The sequence below is a fragment of the Epibacterium sp. ABZ3_068 genome, assembly GCF_056159265.1.
The window spans coordinates 2,266,959-2,285,284 of record NZ_JBSWUV010000001.1 but is presented as its reverse complement, the minus strand read 5'-3'; the positions used below and the strand labels follow the sequence as shown (position 1 = coordinate 2,285,284).

General features: G+C 56.1%; 18 protein-coding genes. 8 read left to right on the top strand and 10 right to left on the bottom strand.

The genetic code is table 11. From position 1 onward, the window contains the following. Positions 1–182: 182 nt before the first annotated feature. The 5 genes from ACXAEW_RS10910 to ACXAEW_RS10890 form a co-directional block, all read right to left on the bottom strand. A complete protein-coding gene (locus tag ACXAEW_RS10910; protein WP_474941336.1) occupies positions 183–821 on the bottom strand; it encodes a GntR family transcriptional regulator in 639 nt (212 codons plus the stop codon). Positions 822–839: 18 nt separating this feature from the next. After that, positions 840–1,658 (bottom strand): sulfite exporter TauE/SafE family protein, encoded by an 819-nt coding sequence (locus tag ACXAEW_RS10905; RefSeq protein ID WP_474941335.1) that lies wholly within the window; start codon positions 1,656–1,658, stop codon positions 840–842. Positions 1,659–1,661: 3 nt separating this feature from the next. After that, the gene (locus ACXAEW_RS10900) at positions 1,662–2,987 is read right to left on the bottom strand and encodes a TRAP transporter large permease (RefSeq protein ID WP_474941334.1); all 1,326 of its coding nucleotides are present in this window, start codon (positions 2,985–2,987) and stop codon (positions 1,662–1,664) included. Continuing rightward, positions 2,987–3,493, bottom strand: a complete 507-nt coding sequence (locus ACXAEW_RS10895) for a TRAP transporter small permease subunit (RefSeq protein ID WP_474941333.1) — start codon at positions 3,491–3,493, stop codon at positions 2,987–2,989. The genes ACXAEW_RS10900 and ACXAEW_RS10895 overlap by 1 nt, the downstream gene beginning before the upstream one ends. A gap of 65 nt (positions 3,494–3,558) precedes the next feature. Then, complete coding sequence (locus ACXAEW_RS10890; protein ID WP_474941332.1) at positions 3,559–4,629, bottom strand: TRAP transporter substrate-binding protein; 1,071 nt, start codon at positions 4,627–4,629, stop codon at positions 3,559–3,561. Between the two features lie 248 nt (positions 4,630–4,877). Here ACXAEW_RS10890 and ACXAEW_RS10885 point away from each other — a divergent pair, with 248 nt between their 5' ends. Continuing rightward, positions 4,878–5,759 carry a polysaccharide deacetylase family protein gene (locus ACXAEW_RS10885; protein WP_474941331.1) on the top strand — a complete coding sequence of 294 codons (882 nt, stop codon included), beginning with the start codon at positions 4,878–4,880 and terminating at the stop codon, positions 5,757–5,759. Here the strand turns inward: ACXAEW_RS10885 and ACXAEW_RS10880 are convergent. From ACXAEW_RS10880 to ACXAEW_RS10860, 5 genes are read right to left on the bottom strand one after another with little or no spacing between them, the layout of a single operon-like run. After that, positions 5,756–7,345: a gamma-glutamyltransferase family protein gene (locus ACXAEW_RS10880; protein WP_474941330.1), complete on the bottom strand. Its 1,590-nt coding sequence runs from the start codon at positions 7,343–7,345 to the stop codon at positions 5,756–5,758. The genes ACXAEW_RS10885 and ACXAEW_RS10880 overlap by 4 nt on opposite strands. A gap of 46 nt (positions 7,346–7,391) precedes the next feature. Next, positions 7,392–8,303, bottom strand: a complete 912-nt coding sequence (locus tag ACXAEW_RS10875) for an ABC transporter permease (protein WP_474941329.1) — start codon at positions 8,301–8,303, stop codon at positions 7,392–7,394. Beyond that, positions 8,300–9,364 carry an ABC transporter permease gene (locus ACXAEW_RS10870; protein ID WP_474941328.1) on the bottom strand — a complete coding sequence of 355 codons (1,065 nt, stop codon included), beginning with the start codon at positions 9,362–9,364 and terminating at the stop codon, positions 8,300–8,302. The genes ACXAEW_RS10875 and ACXAEW_RS10870 overlap by 4 nt, the downstream gene beginning before the upstream one ends. Then, entirely contained in the window at positions 9,361–10,971 is a 1,611-nt protein-coding gene (locus tag ACXAEW_RS10865) for an ABC transporter ATP-binding protein (protein ID WP_474941327.1), read from the bottom strand. Before ACXAEW_RS10865 ends, ACXAEW_RS10870 begins: the two co-directional genes overlap by 4 nt. After that, positions 10,968–11,939: a BMP family protein gene (locus ACXAEW_RS10860; RefSeq protein ID WP_474941326.1), complete on the bottom strand. Its 972-nt coding sequence runs from the start codon at positions 11,937–11,939 to the stop codon at positions 10,968–10,970. Before ACXAEW_RS10860 ends, ACXAEW_RS10865 begins: the two co-directional genes overlap by 4 nt. Positions 11,940–12,254: 315 nt before the next feature. Here ACXAEW_RS10860 and ACXAEW_RS10855 point away from each other — a divergent pair, with 315 nt between their 5' ends. From ACXAEW_RS10855 to ACXAEW_RS10825, 7 genes are all read left to right on the top strand, one after another. Further along, positions 12,255–13,085: a cysteine hydrolase family protein gene (locus ACXAEW_RS10855; protein ID WP_474941325.1), complete on the top strand. Its 831-nt coding sequence runs from the start codon at positions 12,255–12,257 to the stop codon at positions 13,083–13,085. Continuing rightward, the gene (locus ACXAEW_RS10850; RefSeq protein WP_474941324.1) at positions 13,063–14,223 is read left to right on the top strand and encodes an amidase family protein; all 1,161 of its coding nucleotides are present in this window, start codon (positions 13,063–13,065) and stop codon (positions 14,221–14,223) included. Before ACXAEW_RS10855 ends, ACXAEW_RS10850 begins: the two co-directional genes overlap by 23 nt. Next, entirely contained in the window at positions 14,220–14,870 is a 651-nt protein-coding gene (locus ACXAEW_RS10845) for a TetR/AcrR family transcriptional regulator (RefSeq protein ID WP_474941323.1), read from the top strand. Before ACXAEW_RS10850 ends, ACXAEW_RS10845 begins: the two co-directional genes overlap by 4 nt. A 375-nt stretch (positions 14,871–15,245) precedes the next feature. Further along, on the top strand, positions 15,246–15,602 hold the full coding sequence (gene tnpA / locus ACXAEW_RS10840) for an IS66-like element accessory protein TnpA (protein ID WP_474941322.1): 357 nt from the start codon (positions 15,246–15,248) through the stop codon (positions 15,600–15,602). Then, on the top strand, positions 15,599–15,952 hold the full coding sequence (tnpB, locus tag ACXAEW_RS10835) for an IS66 family insertion sequence element accessory protein TnpB (protein WP_149774948.1): 354 nt from the start codon (positions 15,599–15,601) through the stop codon (positions 15,950–15,952). Before tnpA ends, tnpB begins: the two co-directional genes overlap by 4 nt. 54 nt (positions 15,953–16,006) lie before the next feature. Continuing rightward, complete coding sequence (gene tnpC / locus ACXAEW_RS10830; protein ID WP_474941321.1) at positions 16,007–17,611, top strand: IS66 family transposase; 1,605 nt, start codon at positions 16,007–16,009, stop codon at positions 17,609–17,611. Between the two features lie 34 nt (positions 17,612–17,645). Beyond that, a complete protein-coding gene (locus ACXAEW_RS10825) occupies positions 17,646–18,158 on the top strand; it encodes a plasmid pRiA4b ORF-3 family protein (protein WP_474941320.1) in 513 nt (170 codons plus the stop codon). Positions 18,159–18,326 lie beyond the last annotated feature (168 nt).

Sequence of the window (18,326 nt, the reverse complement as noted above, 5' to 3'; positions counted from 1 at the left end):
ATCGGCGAGTTTTTCAACTGAATAAGCCCTTTTTAGACATTCACGCCAGGCGGATCAGTGCTTTTACGGCGGGGGCGAAGGCAAATGACAGGTTGGGTATCATGAGCTTTGATTTCGACTTTAAAGGTATGACCTGAAAGACTGTTTAAATTTGTCCCAGTTCTGAAAGCGAAGCAGTTGGGTCACGAACGGACTTTGGAGAAAGACAATTTCGCGCCCTCCAAATGGTACCGGAGTGCTTCTTGAGTGCCTGCCTTGTTGCGCATCGAAAGGAGTTGGACAATCAAAGCGTGCTCTTGGTTCGAGGCTTGAAGGCGTTCTGACCGAAACAGCTGAGATTTGCGGAATGGCGCTAGCTTGACGCGAATATCGTGGGCCATGGATGCCAAGTCATCGTTGCCGGAGCATTGATAAATTAACGAATGGAAGTCAAGGTTCATGGATTCGTAATCTTGCGATGCTTTTTGTGAAGCCAATTCAGACATGCTTTGGTGCATGCCCTCAAGCCGCGCTAATTCTTCGTCACGAATACGCTCTGCGGCCAAACCGCCGCAAAGGGCCTCCATCTCGGCCATAGCTTCGAACATCATGTTGATGCGGTCTGTATCAAGATCACGTACAATGACGCCTTTATAAGGAACGCGCTCGGCCAAAGACCGGGACGCAATATTTTGCAAGGCCTCCCGTACCGGGGTGCGCGAAACACCAAAACGCTCTGCGATTGATTGTTCGCTCAGGCGCGCGCCAGGTTTCAATTCGCCCTTCAAGATTTCCTCCTCCAATGTGTCGGAAATCATTTGGCTATGAACGCTCTTTAGCATCGTTGTCCCTTTGTTGGCTCACAGAACGCTAACAAACATTCGCACTGCGGTCAGCGCAAGAAATACGGCGAAACCGCGCTTGACCCAGGCAGCGTTTACCCGGTGGGCCAGTCGCGCTCCGATCGGGGCCAGTTGGGTGGTGATCGGAATGATCAAAAATACGGCTGGTAGGCTGACGTACCCAAGTGAAAACGGCGGCCGCCCCGGCATGCCCACGCCAGACACAATAAAACCGATCGCGGCTGGGATCGCAATCACAAGCCCCAAGGCAGCCGAGGTACCAACAGCCTTTCTGATGGGAACGGAAAACGCATTCAGGATCGGGACACCCAGCGTGCCTCCACCGATCCCCATGAGCGATGAGGTCAATCCGATCCCGCTGGCGATAACCGCGTTTGTGCGTAAGCCTGTTGGCAGTTGATCGGCCATAACCAAAGGCGCCCGCCGCAGAAAGTTGAGCGCTACGAAAACAGCGACGACTGCAAAAATAAGGGTGAGCACGTCTGGTTCAATGAACCGAGCCAGCAAGCCGCCGAATAACGCGGATACAGCAACAAAAGGACCCCATGACTTCAGGACCGGCACAAGAACGCCGCCTTTACTATAATGCGTCCGCGCGGATGAGATGGCGGTAAAGATGATCGTCGTCAACGAGGTTGCCACCGCCATGTGCATTGCCAGCTCTGCCGGAAAGTCGACAAACCCGAACATCCAAACCATGACAGGCACCAGCACGATACCACCTCCGACACCAAGGAACCCTGCCATTAACCCAGCGACGACAGCCGCGACGATCAGACCCAAAGCGAGCGGTGCATATGTGGCAAATAACTCCACGCGTCACCATCCAATGGCGTTCGGCAGCCAAGTCGCTATGCCGGAAATGTGGAATAGAAGTACAAGTGCCAGCGCCTGAATGGCGATGAAAGGCATAACACCTGTATAGATTACGCTTGCCGTAACACTAGGCGGCGCAGAGCCTTTCAGGAAGAACAAAGCCCAGCCAAAGGGAGGCGTTAGAAACGAAGTTTGCAGGTTCAGCGCAATCAGCGCGGCTAGCCAGATCATGTCTGTCCCTTGCTCCATAAAGAATGGGAGGAGCAATGGCAGGGCGATATAGCTAATCTCAATCCATTCAAGGAAGAAGCCCAGCACAAAAAGCAGGAGCATCAGGAAGATGAGCGCGCCAGTTTCGCCGCCGGGAAGCAGGTAGAGCATGTCTTTGACTAAATCCTCACCATGCAGCCCCCGGAACGCGATGGCAAAGACCTGCGCGGAAACGAGGATGAAGAAGATCATGGCCGAGATGCGCAGCGTACCATGGGCGGCCTGCCAGATCATTGGAAGCGTCAGACGCCCATAAAGCGCGGCAATTACGATGGAAAAGACCGCGCCAACGCTGGCGGCTTCGGTTGGGGCCGCGATGCCGCCGATGATCGAGCCAAGTACCCCGCCAACCAGTAGCAAGGGGGGAGCAAGAGAAAGAACGGCTTTCTTCGCCAGCGGCCAGCCACTGAGTTCCGCGCGTTCCTGTGCCGGGATCTGGGGCATCAGATCGGGGCGAAATTTACCGTAGATGACGATGAAACCGATATAGAGCACCGACAACATCAATCCCGGCATAATCGCTGCAGCAAAAAGCGTGCCGACGCTTTCGCCCATGATGTCGGCCAAGAGTATCAACACCAGAGAAGGCGGGATGATCTGACCCAGGGTGCCAGAGGCGCATATCGCCCCCGAGGCTAGCCCGGCGTCATATCCCCGGCGCAAGAGCACCGGCAGGGTCAGCATTGTCAGCGTTGCAACCGTTGCCCCAACGATCCCGGTCGAAGCGCCCATCAGGATGCCGACGATAATCAGCGCTATCGCCATCCCGCCGTTAAGACGGCCCGAGAGGCGCCCGACAACTTCCAGCATATCCTCGGCCACGCGCGATTTCTCGAGCATGACACCCATAAAAACAAAAAGCGGGATGGCGATGAACTCGTATTTGGTCACGACGCCATAGATGCGAGACGGGACCAAGTTGAAAAGAAAGTCCCCAAACCCCAGCCATCCAAACACAAAACCGGCGACAGCGATTCCGATGCCAACGGGAATACCTGCTATCAGCAAGAACATAAAACCAAAGATCAGGCCAATGGCGAGCAATTCCGTAAGCGGCATTATTCAGTACTCCGAATAGCGTAAAGAGATCGGACGGCATTGGCAGCGCATTGCAGCGCGAGCAACGCAAAGGCCACGGGCAAAAATCCTTTGAGCGCCCAGCGGCCTGGCAAGCCGCCAGGATCGGGCGATCCTTCAAGCACCGAATACGAGTTTTCGACAAATCCAGCTGAGTATTTGATCAGCAAAAGCGCCACAGCCGCGCCCAAAACCATGGAGATGAAATCAATCCAGTTGCGCATTTTAGGAGAAAATTTATCATAGAGCATGTCCACTCGTACATGACCCTTTTCCAGCATCAAAACGACGATCCCCAGCATGGCCACTGGCACCAGCAAGTGCCATTCCAGCTCTTGCATCCAGACCGGCGCATTGCCGATGACATAGCGCCCGGCCACATTGCAGAAAATGAGTGCCACCAGCGCGAGAAGCAGCATGGAAGCGATATGGCTGATAAGCCGTGTCATTGCGTCGATAAAGTCGGCAAATCGTAGGGCAGCGGTCATGGGACACCTTCTTGTTCAAAGACGAAGCCGCCCGGCGATGCAATACCGCCGGGCCGTGATCTGGATTAGCGCAGTTCCGTGTGCCAAACTTTTTCAGAAGCATCCGCCCAGACATCGTGGCTGGCCTTAAAGGCAAAGTAATTGTCCATCACCTTTTTGAAGAGCGGGTCTTGAGCGCCCATCTCTGCATAAACTGCCATCATCTCGGTGCGCAGAGCTTCGACCACATCGGTCGGCAGGGTGCGCACCTCGGTGCCGTTTGCCTTGAACTCTTGCAGGGCGGCGGCGTTGTTCGCCTCTCCCCAGCTATGCGAAGTCACGTTACACGCAGCAGCACAATTTGTGACGATGGCTTGCAGATCGGGAGGCAGGGTCGCCCAGGCGTCTTTGTTGATCGTGAGTTCAGTGACCGTGGTCGGTTCATGCCATCCGGTGGTGTAGTAATACTTGGCCGCATTGTTCAGCCCCATCACTTTGTCCATTGCCGGGCCAACCCATTCCGCCGCATCAATGACACCACGCTCAAGCGCCGGGAAAATCTCTCCACCCGGTAGCAGTTTCACATCAACGCCAATGCGTGAATATGCCTTCCCTGCAAGACCCGGCACACGCAGACGCAAGCCCTGCATGTCCTCGATGGAATTAATCTCTTTGTTGAACCAGCCTGTCATCTGTACACCCGTCGCACCAATTGGCATGGCAACCAGCCCAAGCGGGTTATAAACCTCGTTCCACAGATCGATACCGTCCCCAATATAGAACCATGCGTTCATCCCTTGGGTCGACATGCCAAACGGAACGGCGCCAAAGAACTGGGCCGCAGGCAACCGTCCAGCTCCGAAATAGGACACCCAGGCGTTCATTTCGACGATGCCCTGACGCGCCGCATCAATGCCTTCGAAAGCCGGCACCAATTCGCCGCCATTGAAGATCTGTATGTCGAGTCTGCCGTCCGACATAGCCTTCACGCGGGCCGCGAAGTCCTTCAGTGAGCCTGGTCCATTGGAATAAAACGGAGCCCCCGCAGGAAATGCGGTGGTCATCTTCCATTTGTAGGTGCCACTGCTTTGCGCAACGGCAGGTGCCGCAAGGGCGCCTGCCACCACGGCTGTTGTAAGAAAGGCTCGTCTGTCCATGGGTGATTTCCTGAATGGTATACAAAGTTTTCGATTAATTGGCATCTCTTCTGCAAAAACGTTGTTAAAGCGCCTTAATTGTATGCAATAAGACCCGCGCGGATAAGGAATTAGCATTCAACAAAATTGCCAAGTTTGTTGAATTTTTGGGCAATCGACCCGGCTCGACGCTTTGATTCAAAGCAGGTTTTGGACTTCGTGTCCGTCGGCGTGCAGGAACTACAGAGAGCGACAAAGGACGTTTCGTGATGCAGATAAACCAACATGGACGCTACACGTTCAGCATGATTTCCGAGCGTGAACAGTACCGCTGGCCCGGGGATAAGGGGCTCGCGGTTTATCTTGGTATGAACCTTGAAGTGTTTTCTTTTGGGGAAGGCCTGGGCGCCATGCTCGCCCCCGGTGGGCCACAACCGGATGTCCTGAATTTTGCCTGGCGCGACTATGGCAACCGCGTTGGAGCGCCTCGGATGCTGGAGTTATTCGACCGGCTCAGCCTGCCTTGTACCGCATTGGTCAATTCAGAAACCTACCGCTTGACCCATGGATTGGCCGAAGCCTTTGCAGCACGTGGCGATGAGATCGCCGGGCATGGCCGTACCAATGCAGAGCGCCAGGGTGTATTGCCGGAGGCGGAAGAGGCAACATTGATTGCAGAAGCCACCGAAATGCTGACCAATCGTCATGGTGCCGCACCAAAGGGATGGCTCGGCCCATGGATTTCGCAGAGCTACGCCACACCCGATCTCTTGCAGGAAGCAGGTTACGAATATCTGCTCGACTGGTGTCACGATGATCAGCCCACCTGGATGACAACGCGGAAAGGCCGGATTTTGTCCGTGCCCTACCCACAAGAACTAAATGACATTCCGCAGATTGTTGGCCGTCAGCGCGAAGGCAACGAGTTTGCCGATATGATCATCGACACCTTCGATGTAATGCTTGAAGAAAGCAAATCTCGGCCACTAGTCATGGGCATCGCGCTGCATGGCTATCTGATGGGGCATCCGCATCGAATCAAACATCTTGAACGCGCCCTGCGGTATATGCAGGCGCGTTCGGACGATCAGGTGTGGTGGACAACGGCGGGTGCTATCAACGACCATATCCGCCAAAACGTGACTCTTTAGATCGTCAGAGCCGCCCCGTCTGACCGGGGATCCGTCGCCGCCTCTGTTGTTCCGTCAGGATGGAGAACAACGGCCCCAGCTTGCCCCATCAGCCCATCACAGGGCGGCACGATTTCCACCGCGTGACCTGCATCTTTCAGTTCTTCGATGAGATCAGCACCAAAGTCTTCCTCCAACTTCAATGTCGTTGAGTCCTCGCCCCAGGATTTCCCCAAAAGCCAGCGCGGGCGGCAGATCGCCTTTTGTAAAGGGATCCCGAAATGGGCATATCGGCTGAAAACGGCGGCTTGCGTTTGCGGCTGCCCTTCTCCGCCTTGTGTGCCATAGGCCATCACACGCCCATCTTTGAGCACTGCCAAGGCTGGGTTCAACGTGTGAAACGGCAGCCGCCCCGGCGCCAATCCGCGCGGACCATCTTCCAATAGAAAATCCGCGCCGCGGTTTTGGAACATCACGCCTGTGTCGGGACAGACAAGGGCCGAACCGAATTCCCAGAATAGCGATTGGATAAAGCTGACAACCGTGCCGTCTTTATCGACCGCACCCATCCAGATCGTATCCCCATTCCTTGGCTGTTCAGGCCAAATCCGGGCGCGCATGGGATCAATCGCGGCGGCCATGCTGCTGAGCGCGGCATCACTCAAAAGCTCTTGTCCGGCGGAAGCCATCAGATCGGGATCGCCCAGTTCGCGATTGCGCATGAGATAGGCCTGTTTAACGGATTCGACCAACCCATGAATTTGCGCAAAGCTCTCGGTCTTCCCTGGGTCGACGCCTAGCCGGTCAAACACACCCAAAATGGCCAGCGACGCCAGACCCTGGGTCGGCGGCTGCGTGTTGAACAGCGTGCCCCAGCTTGTATCTATCTGAAGGGGGACTTGTTGTTTCGGCGCGTAGCCTTCGAAATCAGACAGACATAACGGGCTGCCGACCTCTTGCAAAAACCGGGCATGGGTGCGGGCCAAGTCGCCTTGATAAAACTCGAAGCAGCCCTTGGCAGCAAGGGTTTCCAATGTGATGGCCAAAGCCTCTTGGCGCATGCGCCATCCGGGTTGAGGTGACGCCCCCTTGTCTAAGAAGACGTCAGAAAATCCCGGCACGTCTTTCACTTGATCCAGATTCAACCCTGTCATTGCGGCCTGGTGCCCGCTCATCGCAACGCCGGCGCGCGCATGGCGTATCGCGGGGGCCAGCAAATCGGCTAAGGCCCAGCGTCTGGCGGGCGGCACCATATCCAAAGCCATCTGCCATGTACCAACGGCACCGGGCACCGTAATGGCCGCCAGAGGACCCCGCGAGGGCAAGACGTCACAATAGCCTTGTTCTGCGTACCACGCGCGCGTGGCTTTTGCGCCAGCGCTGCCGCAGCCGGCAATTGTCACGGGTGCTTCGCCGCGCCGCTTGATCGTCCAAAACGCATCTCCGCCGAGCCCGTTCATATGAGGATAAACCACCGCAATCGTTGCGGCCGCACACACCATGGCTTCGATCGCGGTTGCACCGTCCGCCATCGCCAGAAGGCCCGCGAGGCTGGCCAAGCGGTGCGGCGCTGTCATAGCACAATTCAAGCCAAGCGCCGTTTCCATGAGGATCTCCTGTCTATTTTGTCGTCTATTTGTTTGAGGGAGTGTTTCAGAACGGCCGCGACAAAGCCAATGGCGGGGTTTGGCGCCCAACGAGTCCGGCCACCGCGATCAGAGCCAAGAGATAGGGAAGCATGATCAACAGCGCGTTGGGCACGATGATCCCCATCGCGGGCAGCTGAAATTGCAATGCCGTCGCCGCTCCAAACAGCAGGCAGGCCAATATTGTGCGCAGCAACGACCAATTTCCAAAGATGACAGCCACAATCGCCAGATAGCCTGCGCCATTTGTCATGCCTTCGGTAAAGGTCAGGATGTCGCCAATCGACATAAAGCTCCCACCTAAAGCCGCCAAAACGCCGGTTGTGAGGATCACCAAGTAGCGAATACCTATCACCGAAAACCCAGAATTTTCGACAGCGACAGGTGCGTCCCCAGAGGCGCGCAATGCAATGCCGAGCCCGGTTTTTGACAAGACAAACCACACCGACACCGCGACAGGAATAATCAGATAAACCATCCAAACCTGTTGAAACAGGTTCTCTCCGAAAATCGGAACATTGCCCAAAACCGGAGGGGACCATTTGCCAAAGCCAGGGATGGCTTCGCTAGAGCGCGCGCCAAAAATTGACCGATAGCCCAATGTCGTCGCGCCTAGAACCAAGATATTGATACCGATGCCCGTGACGATCTGGTTGGCCTTTAGGGTGCAGGTCAAAAACGCTTGCAGTGCGGCAACGGGCAAAACCGCCAATATCCCGATCACCAATCCCAAGGACGGGCTGCCCAAAGCCCAAGATCCCACGGCGGCAGCGAAGGCGCCAGTTAACATCATGCCCTCGATGCTCATGTTCAAAACACCAGCCTTTTCCGACACAAGCTCGCCAATCGCGGCAAACATTAACGGCGTGGCCAATCGGACCGTCGACGCAAGGAATACGGCAAACAGCTCCCAAGTCATGACTTTCCTTTCTGTGCCATCGCAAAAGCACTGCCCGCCAGAAACAGGACAATCAGCCCCTGTACGATTTGCACCAAGGCTGTCGGCACTGACGCCATCATTTCCATCGTGATCCCGCCCGAGCGCAAGAACCCAAACAGCAACGCCCCAGCGATGACCCCGGTGACATGTCCACGCGCCAGCAACCCAACAACCAATCCGTCAAAGCCGTAGCCAGACGAAAATCCAGCCTTGAGGCTGTATTGTTCGCCTTGCAGCATCATCGCCCCGGCCAATCCGCCATAAGCGCCTGCAACCATCAGGGACGTGATGGTCAATCGGTCGACATTGCAGCCAGCGCGCAGGGCCGCGGATTGATTTGCCCCGATCAACCGAAGTCTGAACCCAAGCGAGGTGCGCGCCAGAACCACGATCAATGCCAGGGCCAAAGCCATGGCGATGTAAACCCCAATCGTCACCGGCGCTGCGTATGAACCGGTCAACAGAGGCAGCTGCGTCGACATCGGAATTTCCAACGATTCCGGCAGCGTGGCCGCCGTGGTCATCGGTTGACGTAGCAGATCGGTGGATTGAACAGCCCAATAGACCAGCCAGATCCCAATGAAGGACAATAGCAGGGTCGAGATCACCTCATTTGTGCCAGCCTTGACCTTGAGCGCCCCGGCAATCCCGCCCCAAACGGCGCCAGCCAGTGCCGCACCAAGCATCGGAATGATGAAGGCTAGGCCAATCGGGGCCCCTTCGACGCCGCCATAGAGCGCAATCGCCGTCGCCGCGATGCCGCCCACGGCAATCTGCCCTTCGCCGCCAACATTGGTCAACCCGGCCTGCGCCGCATAAACAAAACCCAACCCCACGAGCGCATAGACAACGGCTCTGTTGAGCGAGACTGAGATCGAATAAGCCGACCCAAACGCGCCATTTAGGAAGGCACTTATCGCTTGCGATAGCGAGGCACCTGTCAGTGCGATCAGCATTAGCCCGATCGCAAAGGCGAACAGAACCGCCATCAGCGGCATCAGACCAGGCAGACGCGATAAACTGGAAAACGTTCTAATCATATGTCATGTCCTGCCATCAGAGCGCCGATCTTTTTGCGCTGGCTCGGATCGACTGATCTTTGGCTTACAATGCGGCCCCGATAAATGACCAAGACACGGTCCGCCACTGCCAGAATTTCATCCAATTCCGACGAGATCAGCAACACGCCCGCGCCGCGATCACATGCCGACCGGATCAACTGGTATACTGTATCAACCGCGCCCACATCGAGACCTCGGGTTGGTTGCGCGGCCAGAAGGAATTGCAAACCTGGCGTTGTCAATTCACGCGCCAAAACGGCCTTTTGTTGATTGCCACCTGATAGAGCGCTCATCGGCGCGTCCGGACTCGTAGCACGCACATCGAACCGTTCCATAAGGTCAGCCGCTTGGGACATCATCGCTTTGCGGTTGATCAGCCCATTTCGGCCGACCTGCCCCAAACGATTGTTAAACATGTTCTCGGCCACGTTCATATCGGTCGCAATAGCGACCCGGTGGCGGTCTTCAGGCACTATGCCGACACCCTGGGATGTAATCTCGTGCGCACTTGCCCGGGTCAGGTCACGATTGCCCACACGCCAATGCCCGGATGTTGGTGATAGGAGACCAGCCAAGATATCGCCCAACTCACTTTGCCCGTTACCTTCGACCCCAGCTAAACCGACGATTTCTCCCCGATTCACAGTCAGTGTCAGATTGTCGAGACGTTTGGCGCCAGAGGGGTCAACGTAGCTGATCCCGTCGAGCGTCAGTACACGTTCGGCAGCAGCTTTCGTGGTTGCAACCTCCGCATCAGACGCGCCTGATGCTTTGCCAGAAGATACTGACCTCAACTTTACCAGATCACCCGTTTTTCGCTGGATCATTGCGTCAAGCAATCGATCCATTTCAGTGCGGGGAGAGTTTGACTTTGCGACGATGCGACCCGCCCGCAAAACACTAACGCGATGAGCTGTTGACTGTATTTCAGCCAATTTATGCGTCACCAGAACGACCGCACAACCACGATCTGCCACCTTGGCGCATGTGTCTAGCAAAGCGTCGATTTCGTCCGGCATTAGTACGGCCGTGGGTTCGTCTAGTACGAGCAGGCTGGGTGACTTCATCAGGCACTTCACGATTTCAACCCGCTGGCGTTCGCCAACGGCCAGATCGCGAATTTCACGAAATGGGTCCAGTTGAAGTCCATAGTCAGCGGCCATTTTAACTACGCGGTCCGCTTCGCGCGCACGATTAACCCGCCCAAAGCCACCTCCCAGCAGAAGATTGTCAATGACGGTCAAATGAGGCGCTAGGCTAAAGTGCTGATGCACCATCGAGATTCCCCGCGCCAATGCATATTTCGGACTGGTGGGTGCGTAGGCGGCACCGTCCAACAGCATGCAACCCGAAGTCGGCTTGTGAATGCCGAAAATAAGATTGCACAGTGTGGATTTCCCCGCGCCGTTTTCCCCAAGCAAAGCGTGAATTTCCCCAGCTCGAAAGTCGACGCACACCTCAGACAGCGCTTGGAACGCCCCAAAGCGTTTGCCTATCCCGTCCATTTGAAACATCGGTAAGGTCGGTGATTGCGTCGGGGAGGAGCCGGGCGCAGCTGTATCTGCGCCCTCTAGTGTTATGGTCATCCTTCAAGAACGTCGATTTCGCCGCTCTGGATCTTATTCATAATATCCTTGAGCTTACTCACCATCTGGTCAGAGCCTCCGCACACAACGATGTCCGAAGCTTGAGGTCCCATTTTCAAACCAAACGGCTTGTACCCAGCTTCCCATGTACCCTCGACCAATTGATCAATCGCATATTGCACCTGGTAGCCAACGCCCGTGACCGAATACGCTGTGTACAGCGGATCAGTTCCACAACGATCTGTGTAGCTGCCAATAATATGCGTGTCTTTTTCCGTGGCGGCTTGTTCCATTCCTTTCAGACCCAGGTTGAGAATGTGGTAGTGTACATCCGCGCCCTGAGCGATCGCGGCCAGAGTTGCCTCTTTCGACTTGGCAACATCATCGAAATCACCGGTATAGGCCTCGAAGTATTTTATGTCGGGGTTGATATATTTAGCACCATTCCCAAACTCGGTGCCGGCATTGACGATAGATGGGAGCTCCATCCCGCCCACATAGGAAATCGCGCCGTTTTCAGACAGCATTGCTGCCGCAGCGCCAGCGACAAAGGCTATTTCTGCCTGCTTGACATCATAACCCGCAACGTTGGGCAGGCCGTCGGTTTCGTTCCCCCCGACAATTGAGAACTTCGTATCGGGAAAGCGCTTGGCAATTTTATAAATTGCTGCTTGGGTTTGCCCACCAACGCCGATTACCAGTTCGTTGCCGCTGGCCAGTTGGGTCAGTGCCTGTTCCATATCAGCGTCGTTGATGTTTTCTATCATCTGCACGGCGATTTCCTCACCGTATTTCTCTTCAGCTGCGATCAAACCGTCATAGCCGGATTCCATCCAGCCTTTGTCGGATTTGGATCCAGGGATCAAAATCCCGACATTCGATTGTGCGTAGCTGGGTGCGGCCAGACCAGCCACGGCGGTTGCCAAGGCGGCGACAATGGCCAGCGTCATTCGGCGATCAAAGATCATCTTGCGTTCCTTTTTGCGTTCTGCTTCCGCCCGGTGGGTGATCAGCGAGTGAAGATTTGTGCGGCGCTTCGTCTTTGATCTGCGCCTAATTTAGTTGTCTCACACATCGCAGTGTTGGAAATCCAAGCAGCAGAAACACAAGCCACACAAAGTAAGTAAGCGTTTACTTTTTTGGCAAAGCTGAGCTTAGCGCCAAAAATTCGTGCGCCCAGAACACCCCATAGCACCTGAAATCTCACCTCACTGGCTTCAAGCGCGGAGACGCTTCTATGTGAAACAAAGCACAACGCGACTCACAGCAACGGAGAAAATTGAATGTCAGATGAAACAAAAAGCACACCCACAGGAGGTAGCTTGGGCACGGGGAGGTCTTTCCACTGGCTGGCGACTGACACCGAGATCGACATGTCCGTGCGCGAGGCAGAGCCGCGCCGCATTCGTATCGGCTCTGAGCCGCAGGCGGTCGTCGTCGATCTGAACCGGACGGCGATTGTGATCATCGATATGCAGAATGACTTTTGCGCTAAAGATGGGTGGGTGGACTCTTTGGGAATCGACTACACTCCAGATCGTGCCCCAATTGAACCGCTGCAAAAGTTACTGCCTGCGTTGCGGCAAGCCGATGTGCCGATCATATGGGTCAATTGGGGCAACCGCCCCGATCTGATGAATATGCCCCCGAACCAGATCCATCTGTACAAACCGCATGGGACGGGGGTCGGCCTTGGGGATCCTTTGACGACCAATGGCGCGCATGTGCTGGAAAAAGACAGTTGGGCGGCGGCCGTTGTGGATGAATTGGCCCCCGAAGAGAAAGACATTTGTGTCGACAAATATCGCATCAGCGGATTTTGGGATACACCGCTTGATTCAATCCTTCGCAACCTAGGTACCAAGACCGTTTTGTTTGCCGGAGTGAACACGGACCAATGTGTCCTGCATTCACTGACGGATGCGAATTTCCTAGGCTATGGTTGCGTCATGCTGACTGATTGCTGCGCCACAACGTCTCCGGATTTTTGCACGGAGGCGACGATCTGGAACGTGAAAAAATGCTTCGGCTTCGTGTGTGAGTCTGGTGCGGTTCTGTCGGCTATGGATGCGATTTCAGACCAGCACAAAAATGACTCAAAAGAAAAACAGTAACGACGGGTTCTTGCCTGGCAGTCGGCTCGTCCTAGAAGCGACGGGCACTGGTCCACTGGCCGGCTTGAGTTTTGCGGCCAAGGATCTGTTTGATATCCAAGGCACGGTCACGGGCGCTGGAAACAAGGATTGGGCTAGGATGCAAACCCCAGCAGTCAAGACGGCCGATGCAGTGGCTAGCCTTTTGTCGGCAGGCGCTTTTTGTTGTGGCAAAACCATCTCCGATGAATTGGCCTTTAGCCTTGAGGGGCGCAACCATCAGTATGGCATTCCAACGAACCCGAAGTATCCACGTTCTTTGCCCGGGGGCTCGTCTAGCGGCTCAGCATCCGTTGTAGCGGCGGGGTTGGCTGATATGGCGCTCGGCTCGGATACGGGTGGTTCGGTGCGTGTGCCAGCGGCCTTTTGTGGAATATGGGGTATGCGACCCTCGTATGGGGTGGTTTCAACAAAGGGTTTGATGCCTTTTGCACCCAGCTATGACACGGTTGGATGGTTCGCCCGCGATCTGAATACGCTTACTCGGGTGGGTCGAGTTCTACTGCCCGACGATCCAATCACAGCGCAGTCGCCGGGCGATATACTTTACGCAACTGACGCTTTGGAGTTGGTTGCCCCAGACGTCGCCGATGCGGTGGAAAGGTTTGCCAAACGTTTGAACGCCAAACCCATCAAAATTTTCCCTGATGGCTGGTACACCCTGTCAACAATGTACACCGCCTTACAGGCAGAGGATATTCGCAGCGCTATCGGCGATGAGATTAAACGCATCGCCCCCGAATTTGGCCCAGATATTGCTCCAAGGTTTGCTCAAGTGCTCTCAAACCAAGCCGATTGCGCGGCCATGCGAATGGCGCGATCAAATTATCGGGACCTCTATCTGAAAACGCTGCCCAAACACACAACACTGATCCTGCCCACGTCGCCCGTCGCACGTCTGCCGCGCGACGGTATGAAGCCCGACGATATCGGGGACTTCTACGCCCGAGCTCTCGCACTGAATTCCGTTGCTGGGCACGTTGGCGCACCACAAATACACATACCGATCGGCAACGTCGGGATGTCCATCTTAGGGTCTCCCAGGGATGACTTTGCGCTTTTAAACATCTGCAAATTCGTACTAGATCAACTACAATGAACAAGAATGCACAGATTGACATGCCCAAAACAAAGCCAAGAGAACGCATCTTAGCGGCGGCGACCAGGGAATTTATCGCAAATGGATTCGAAGGCGCTCGCATTCAGTCCATTGTTACACTCGCCAATACGAACCCCAAGGTGCTCTATAGCCACTTTCGCAGCAAATCTGACCTTTATATCGAAGTCATCGAAAATGCGCTTGCCGCCCTGCGCGCTCGTGAAACCACTATAGACATAGATCACACAAATCCGGTTTCTGGCCTGCTGCAGCTGTTTGACTTTTTGTGCGATCACTTCCGCCACCACCCCGAGCTCGTGCGGTTGTTGACCAATGAAAATATCGAACAAGCCCAGTATTTGCGCCAGTCTGAGAGGATCGGTGACATGTCTTCCCCCGTGCTCCAGAAAATCCAAGACTTGCTTGCACACGGCGAAAAACAAGGTGTGGTGCGCCCGGGTATCGACCCATTAACACTCTATGTCATTATGGCCGGTTTGAGCCAATTTTACATATCCAATTCGTTCACTCTTTCGGCGATTTTCGATACCGACATTACCACCACAGAGTGGCGTGATCGGCACAACACTACTGTCAAGCGGATGATCACAAGTTTCCTTGAGGATGTCCCGGAGCGTGGGGTCTGAAAACAGCAAGAGATCTCCGATAGCCCGCACAATTCGCCTTTGGCCACTGGTCACATCCGGCGCCTAAGCCCGCTGATCCTGGAGCTACACCTCCATAGAGCGTACTAGATCGCCTTCTACGCCTGACCGTTAGAGAGGGGGCTTTACTCGCGGCCTGCTGCAAAGTCTACAAGAATGGAAAAGCGTGCGGCAACAGCTGTATCGCTCGGAGCTATACCTGCTGAAAGTCGCTCAGATGCCCTTGTGACGTAAGCGCTGCTTTGACCCCACCTTCCTGAAGGTTGCCTGATCTGCGAGTCCTTTGCCGAGAGTAGATTGGCAATGGAGGCGGATTTGGGAGGCGATATAGAGCACCATATGGAGGAGAGATGCCGGATGGAGGTCATGATTGGCCCTTCCGGCAAGCGGCGTTGGTCGGATGAATTTAAGGGCCGGGTTGTTGCGGAGACTCTGGTTCCTGGCGTGACGGTGAATGAGGTTGCGCGGCGGCATGATTTGCGTCCCAACCATTTGTCGTCCTGGCGGCGGTTGGCGAAGGACGGCAAGTTGCCGGTGCCTGATCTGGCGGGGGCCGAGTTTGTGCCGGTCGTGATGGAGCCGATGACCACTGAACCGCAGGATGCGGCAGGTTCACCGATTGAGATCGTATTTGGTGACATTGTCGTCCGACTGGATGCGGCGATACCGGCGGCGCGGGTTGCGGAGATCGTGCGGGCGCTTGGCGCGCCATGATCTTCCCGTCGAACCGGGTGCGGATTGTTGTGGCGACTAAACCTGTGGACTTCCGCAAGGGCCATGACGGGTTGGCGGCACTGGTGAAGAACGAGCTTCGCAAAGAACCGTTCACGGGCACGGTGTTTGTGTTCCGGGCAAAGCGGGCGGATCGCTTGAAGCTCTTGTACTGGGACGGCACCGGTTTGGTGATGACGTACAAGCGGCTGGAGGAAACGACCTTTACCTGGCCTGCGATCCGGGATGGTCTGATGTCGCTTAATCATGCGCAGTTTGAAGCGCTGTTTGCCGGTCTCGACTGGCGCAAGGTGAAGGCACTGGCTGCGCGTCCGCCCACTGCGGCAGAGTGAATCATGGGCCTGTTTACGCGGGTGTCTGGTGTCCCAATTTGGTAGATCAGCGGCATGACTGCGACGGCTGATCTTCCTGATGATGTTGATGCGCTGAAGGCCATCATTCGGGCCCAGCAGGAGCAAAACGCGATCCACGAAGGCGTCATCGCCCGCAAGGAAACCCGCATCATCCAACTGGAAAAGCTGGTCGCCGATTACAAGCGCGCCATGTTTGGTGCGCGGTCGGAGAAAACCTGCCCGGAGCAATATGAACTGGCGCTGGAAGATATCGAGGCTGCTCAGGAAGCGGTGCATGCCGAAGATGAAGCCGATGCCAGGCAGGTCAGCGGCAAGCCACGCCCGCGCAAGGCCAACCGGGGCGCGCTACCGAAGCATCTGCCACGCATCGAAGAAGTGATCGAGCCCGAGAGCACGACCTGCGACTGCGGTTGTGAACGCCATGTGATCGGCGAAGATGTCAGCGAACGACTGGATGTGGTTCCTGCGCAGTTCCGCGTGATTGTCACGCGCCGCCCAAAATACGCCTGCCGCTCCTGCGAGAGCGGCATCGCTCAAGCCCCGGCTCCGGCGCATCTGATCCCCGGCGGCATGCTAACCGAGGCGACACTGGCGCATGTGATTGTCAGCAAATACGCCGATCATCTGCCCTTGTATCGGCAGGCGCAGATTTACAGCCGCCAGGGCATCGATCTGGACCGTTCGACACTGGCGGCCTGGGTCGGTTGGGTCGGTCGCGCGGCGTTCGAACTGAGGCCGGTCTATGAGGCGCTTCTGGCCAACCTGAAGCAGTCCACGAAGCTGTTCATGGACGAAACCACCGCGCCGGTACTGGATCCCGGCAGGCGGAAAACCAAGACGGGATACTTCTGGGCTTTGGCCCGTGATGATCGGCCATGGGATGGCAATGCGCCACCGGGCGTTGCCTTCACCTATGCGCCGGGGCGATCCGGCCAATATGCGGATAGAATCTTGAGCGGCTTCAGCGGGGGGCTGCAGGTCGATGGCTATGCAGGCTACAACCGGCTGCTGAAACGGCCTTCCCAGGGCGTAAAGCTCGCCTATTGCTGGGCGCATGCCCGCCGGAAACTACACGAAGTCTCCCAGACCGGCACCACGCCGATTGCCGATGAAGGGCTCAATCACATCGGTAAGCTATACCGCGTTGAAAAGGACATTCGCTGCCTGAGCCCGGACGCGCGCCAGGCAGCGCGGCAGGAATGCTCAAAGCCGACCATCGAGGCATTTGAGGTCTGGCTCACGGCCAACCGCGCCCGCGTGTCGGGCAAATCGCCAATTGGCGAAGCCCTGAAGTACATCGCCAAATACTGGGATGGGCTGATCCTGTTCCTCGATGACGGGCGCATCGAGCTGGTTTCCAACGCTGTCGAACGGACGATCCGCCCCATTGCTCTCAATCGTAAGAACGCGCTCTTTGCAGGCCATGACGCCGGGGCGCAGAACTGGGCGATGATCGCGTCGCTGATCGAGACCTGTAAATTGAACGCCGTCGATCCTCACGCCTGGCTGGCCGCGACACTCAGCGCTATCGCACAGGGTCACAAGCAATCAGATATCGACGCCCTCCTGCCTTGGAATTACAAAGGCCTGACAGGGGGACAGGGCCATGACCATCATCGAGTTGAAGATCACGCTTGAATACATCGAGCCTGCTGTCACGCGCACCCTATAGGTGCCCGCAAATATCCGCCTCGACCGCCTGCACCTGACCATCCAGGCCGCCATGGGCTGGACCAACTCGCACCTCTACATGTTCGAAGCAGGCGGCGCGACTTGGGGGCTGCCCGACCCGGACTTCGGCGGCGATGATCTACCCGCCAACAAGACCACCTTGGCCGAACTGATCGAAGACACAGGGGCCCGCGCGATCAATTATCTTTACGACTTCGGCGACAGTTGGAGCCACAAGATCAAGATCGGCGAGATCAGCGAGCCTGTCCCCGGCGAACTCTACCCGCGTCTGACTGACATCACAGGCCGCTGCCCGCCTGAAGACGTCGGAGGCGCACCCGGATACGAAGAGTTCCTCGAAGCTATAGGCGATCCCGAGCATCCCGAACACACTGACCTCAAAGACTGGCATGTCGACGACTTCGACCCAAACGTCCCCGACAGCGACGAACTCCGCCTCGAAGTCCTCAAACTCGCCAAACGTTGGAAGCCAAAAGGCAGACGCATCAACTGATCAACGTGGGGTGAGAGCAACGCTTACCTTGTGACAGTTGGGGGCTAGAAGCTGCCTTCGTCAGGGCCATAATGGCCATGAATGTGTCCAGAGGGCTTCGACTTTTCAATGCACTCTTTCTGCGTTCCGCTGACATCTGTAACGAGCGCAGCATCGACCCATTGATGT

Bases quoted from the DNA above. Each gene is read 5' to 3' on its own strand.
- ACXAEW_RS10900 (WP_474941334.1), bottom strand. From the start codon at position 2,987: ATGCCGCTTACGGAATTGCTCGCCATTGGCCTGATCTTTGGTTTTATG.
- tnpB (WP_149774948.1), top strand. From the start codon at position 15,599: ATGATCTTCCCGTCGAACCGGGTGCGGATTGTTGTGGCGACTAAACCT.
- ACXAEW_RS10910 (WP_474941336.1), bottom strand. From the start codon at position 821: ATGCTAAAGAGCGTTCATAGCCAAATGATTTCCGACACATTGGAGGAG.
- ACXAEW_RS10885 (WP_474941331.1), top strand. From the start codon at position 4,878: ATGCAGATAAACCAACATGGACGCTACACGTTCAGCATGATTTCCGAG.
- ACXAEW_RS10855 (WP_474941325.1), top strand. From the start codon at position 12,255: ATGTCAGATGAAACAAAAAGCACACCCACAGGAGGTAGCTTGGGCACG.
- ACXAEW_RS10870 (WP_474941328.1), bottom strand. From the start codon at position 9,364: ATGATTAGAACGTTTTCCAGTTTATCGCGTCTGCCTGGTCTGATGCCG.
- ACXAEW_RS10890 (WP_474941332.1), bottom strand. From the start codon at position 4,629: ATGGACAGACGAGCCTTTCTTACAACAGCCGTGGTGGCAGGCGCCCTT.
- ACXAEW_RS10875 (WP_474941329.1), bottom strand. From the start codon at position 8,303: ATGACTTGGGAGCTGTTTGCCGTATTCCTTGCGTCGACGGTCCGATTG.
- tnpA (WP_474941322.1), top strand. From the start codon at position 15,246: ATGGAGGTCATGATTGGCCCTTCCGGCAAGCGGCGTTGGTCGGATGAA.
- ACXAEW_RS10850 (WP_474941324.1), top strand. From the start codon at position 13,063: ATGACTCAAAAGAAAAACAGTAACGACGGGTTCTTGCCTGGCAGTCGG.
- ACXAEW_RS10895 (WP_474941333.1), bottom strand. From the start codon at position 3,493: ATGACCGCTGCCCTACGATTTGCCGACTTTATCGACGCAATGACACGG.
- ACXAEW_RS10860 (WP_474941326.1), bottom strand. From the start codon at position 11,939: ATGATCTTTGATCGCCGAATGACGCTGGCCATTGTCGCCGCCTTGGCA.
- ACXAEW_RS10865 (WP_474941327.1), bottom strand. From the start codon at position 10,971: ATGACCATAACACTAGAGGGCGCAGATACAGCTGCGCCCGGCTCCTCC.
- ACXAEW_RS10880 (WP_474941330.1), bottom strand. From the start codon at position 7,345: ATGGAAACGGCGCTTGGCTTGAATTGTGCTATGACAGCGCCGCACCGC.
- tnpC (WP_474941321.1), top strand. From the start codon at position 16,007: ATGACTGCGACGGCTGATCTTCCTGATGATGTTGATGCGCTGAAGGCC.
- ACXAEW_RS10845 (WP_474941323.1), top strand. From the start codon at position 14,220: ATGAACAAGAATGCACAGATTGACATGCCCAAAACAAAGCCAAGAGAA.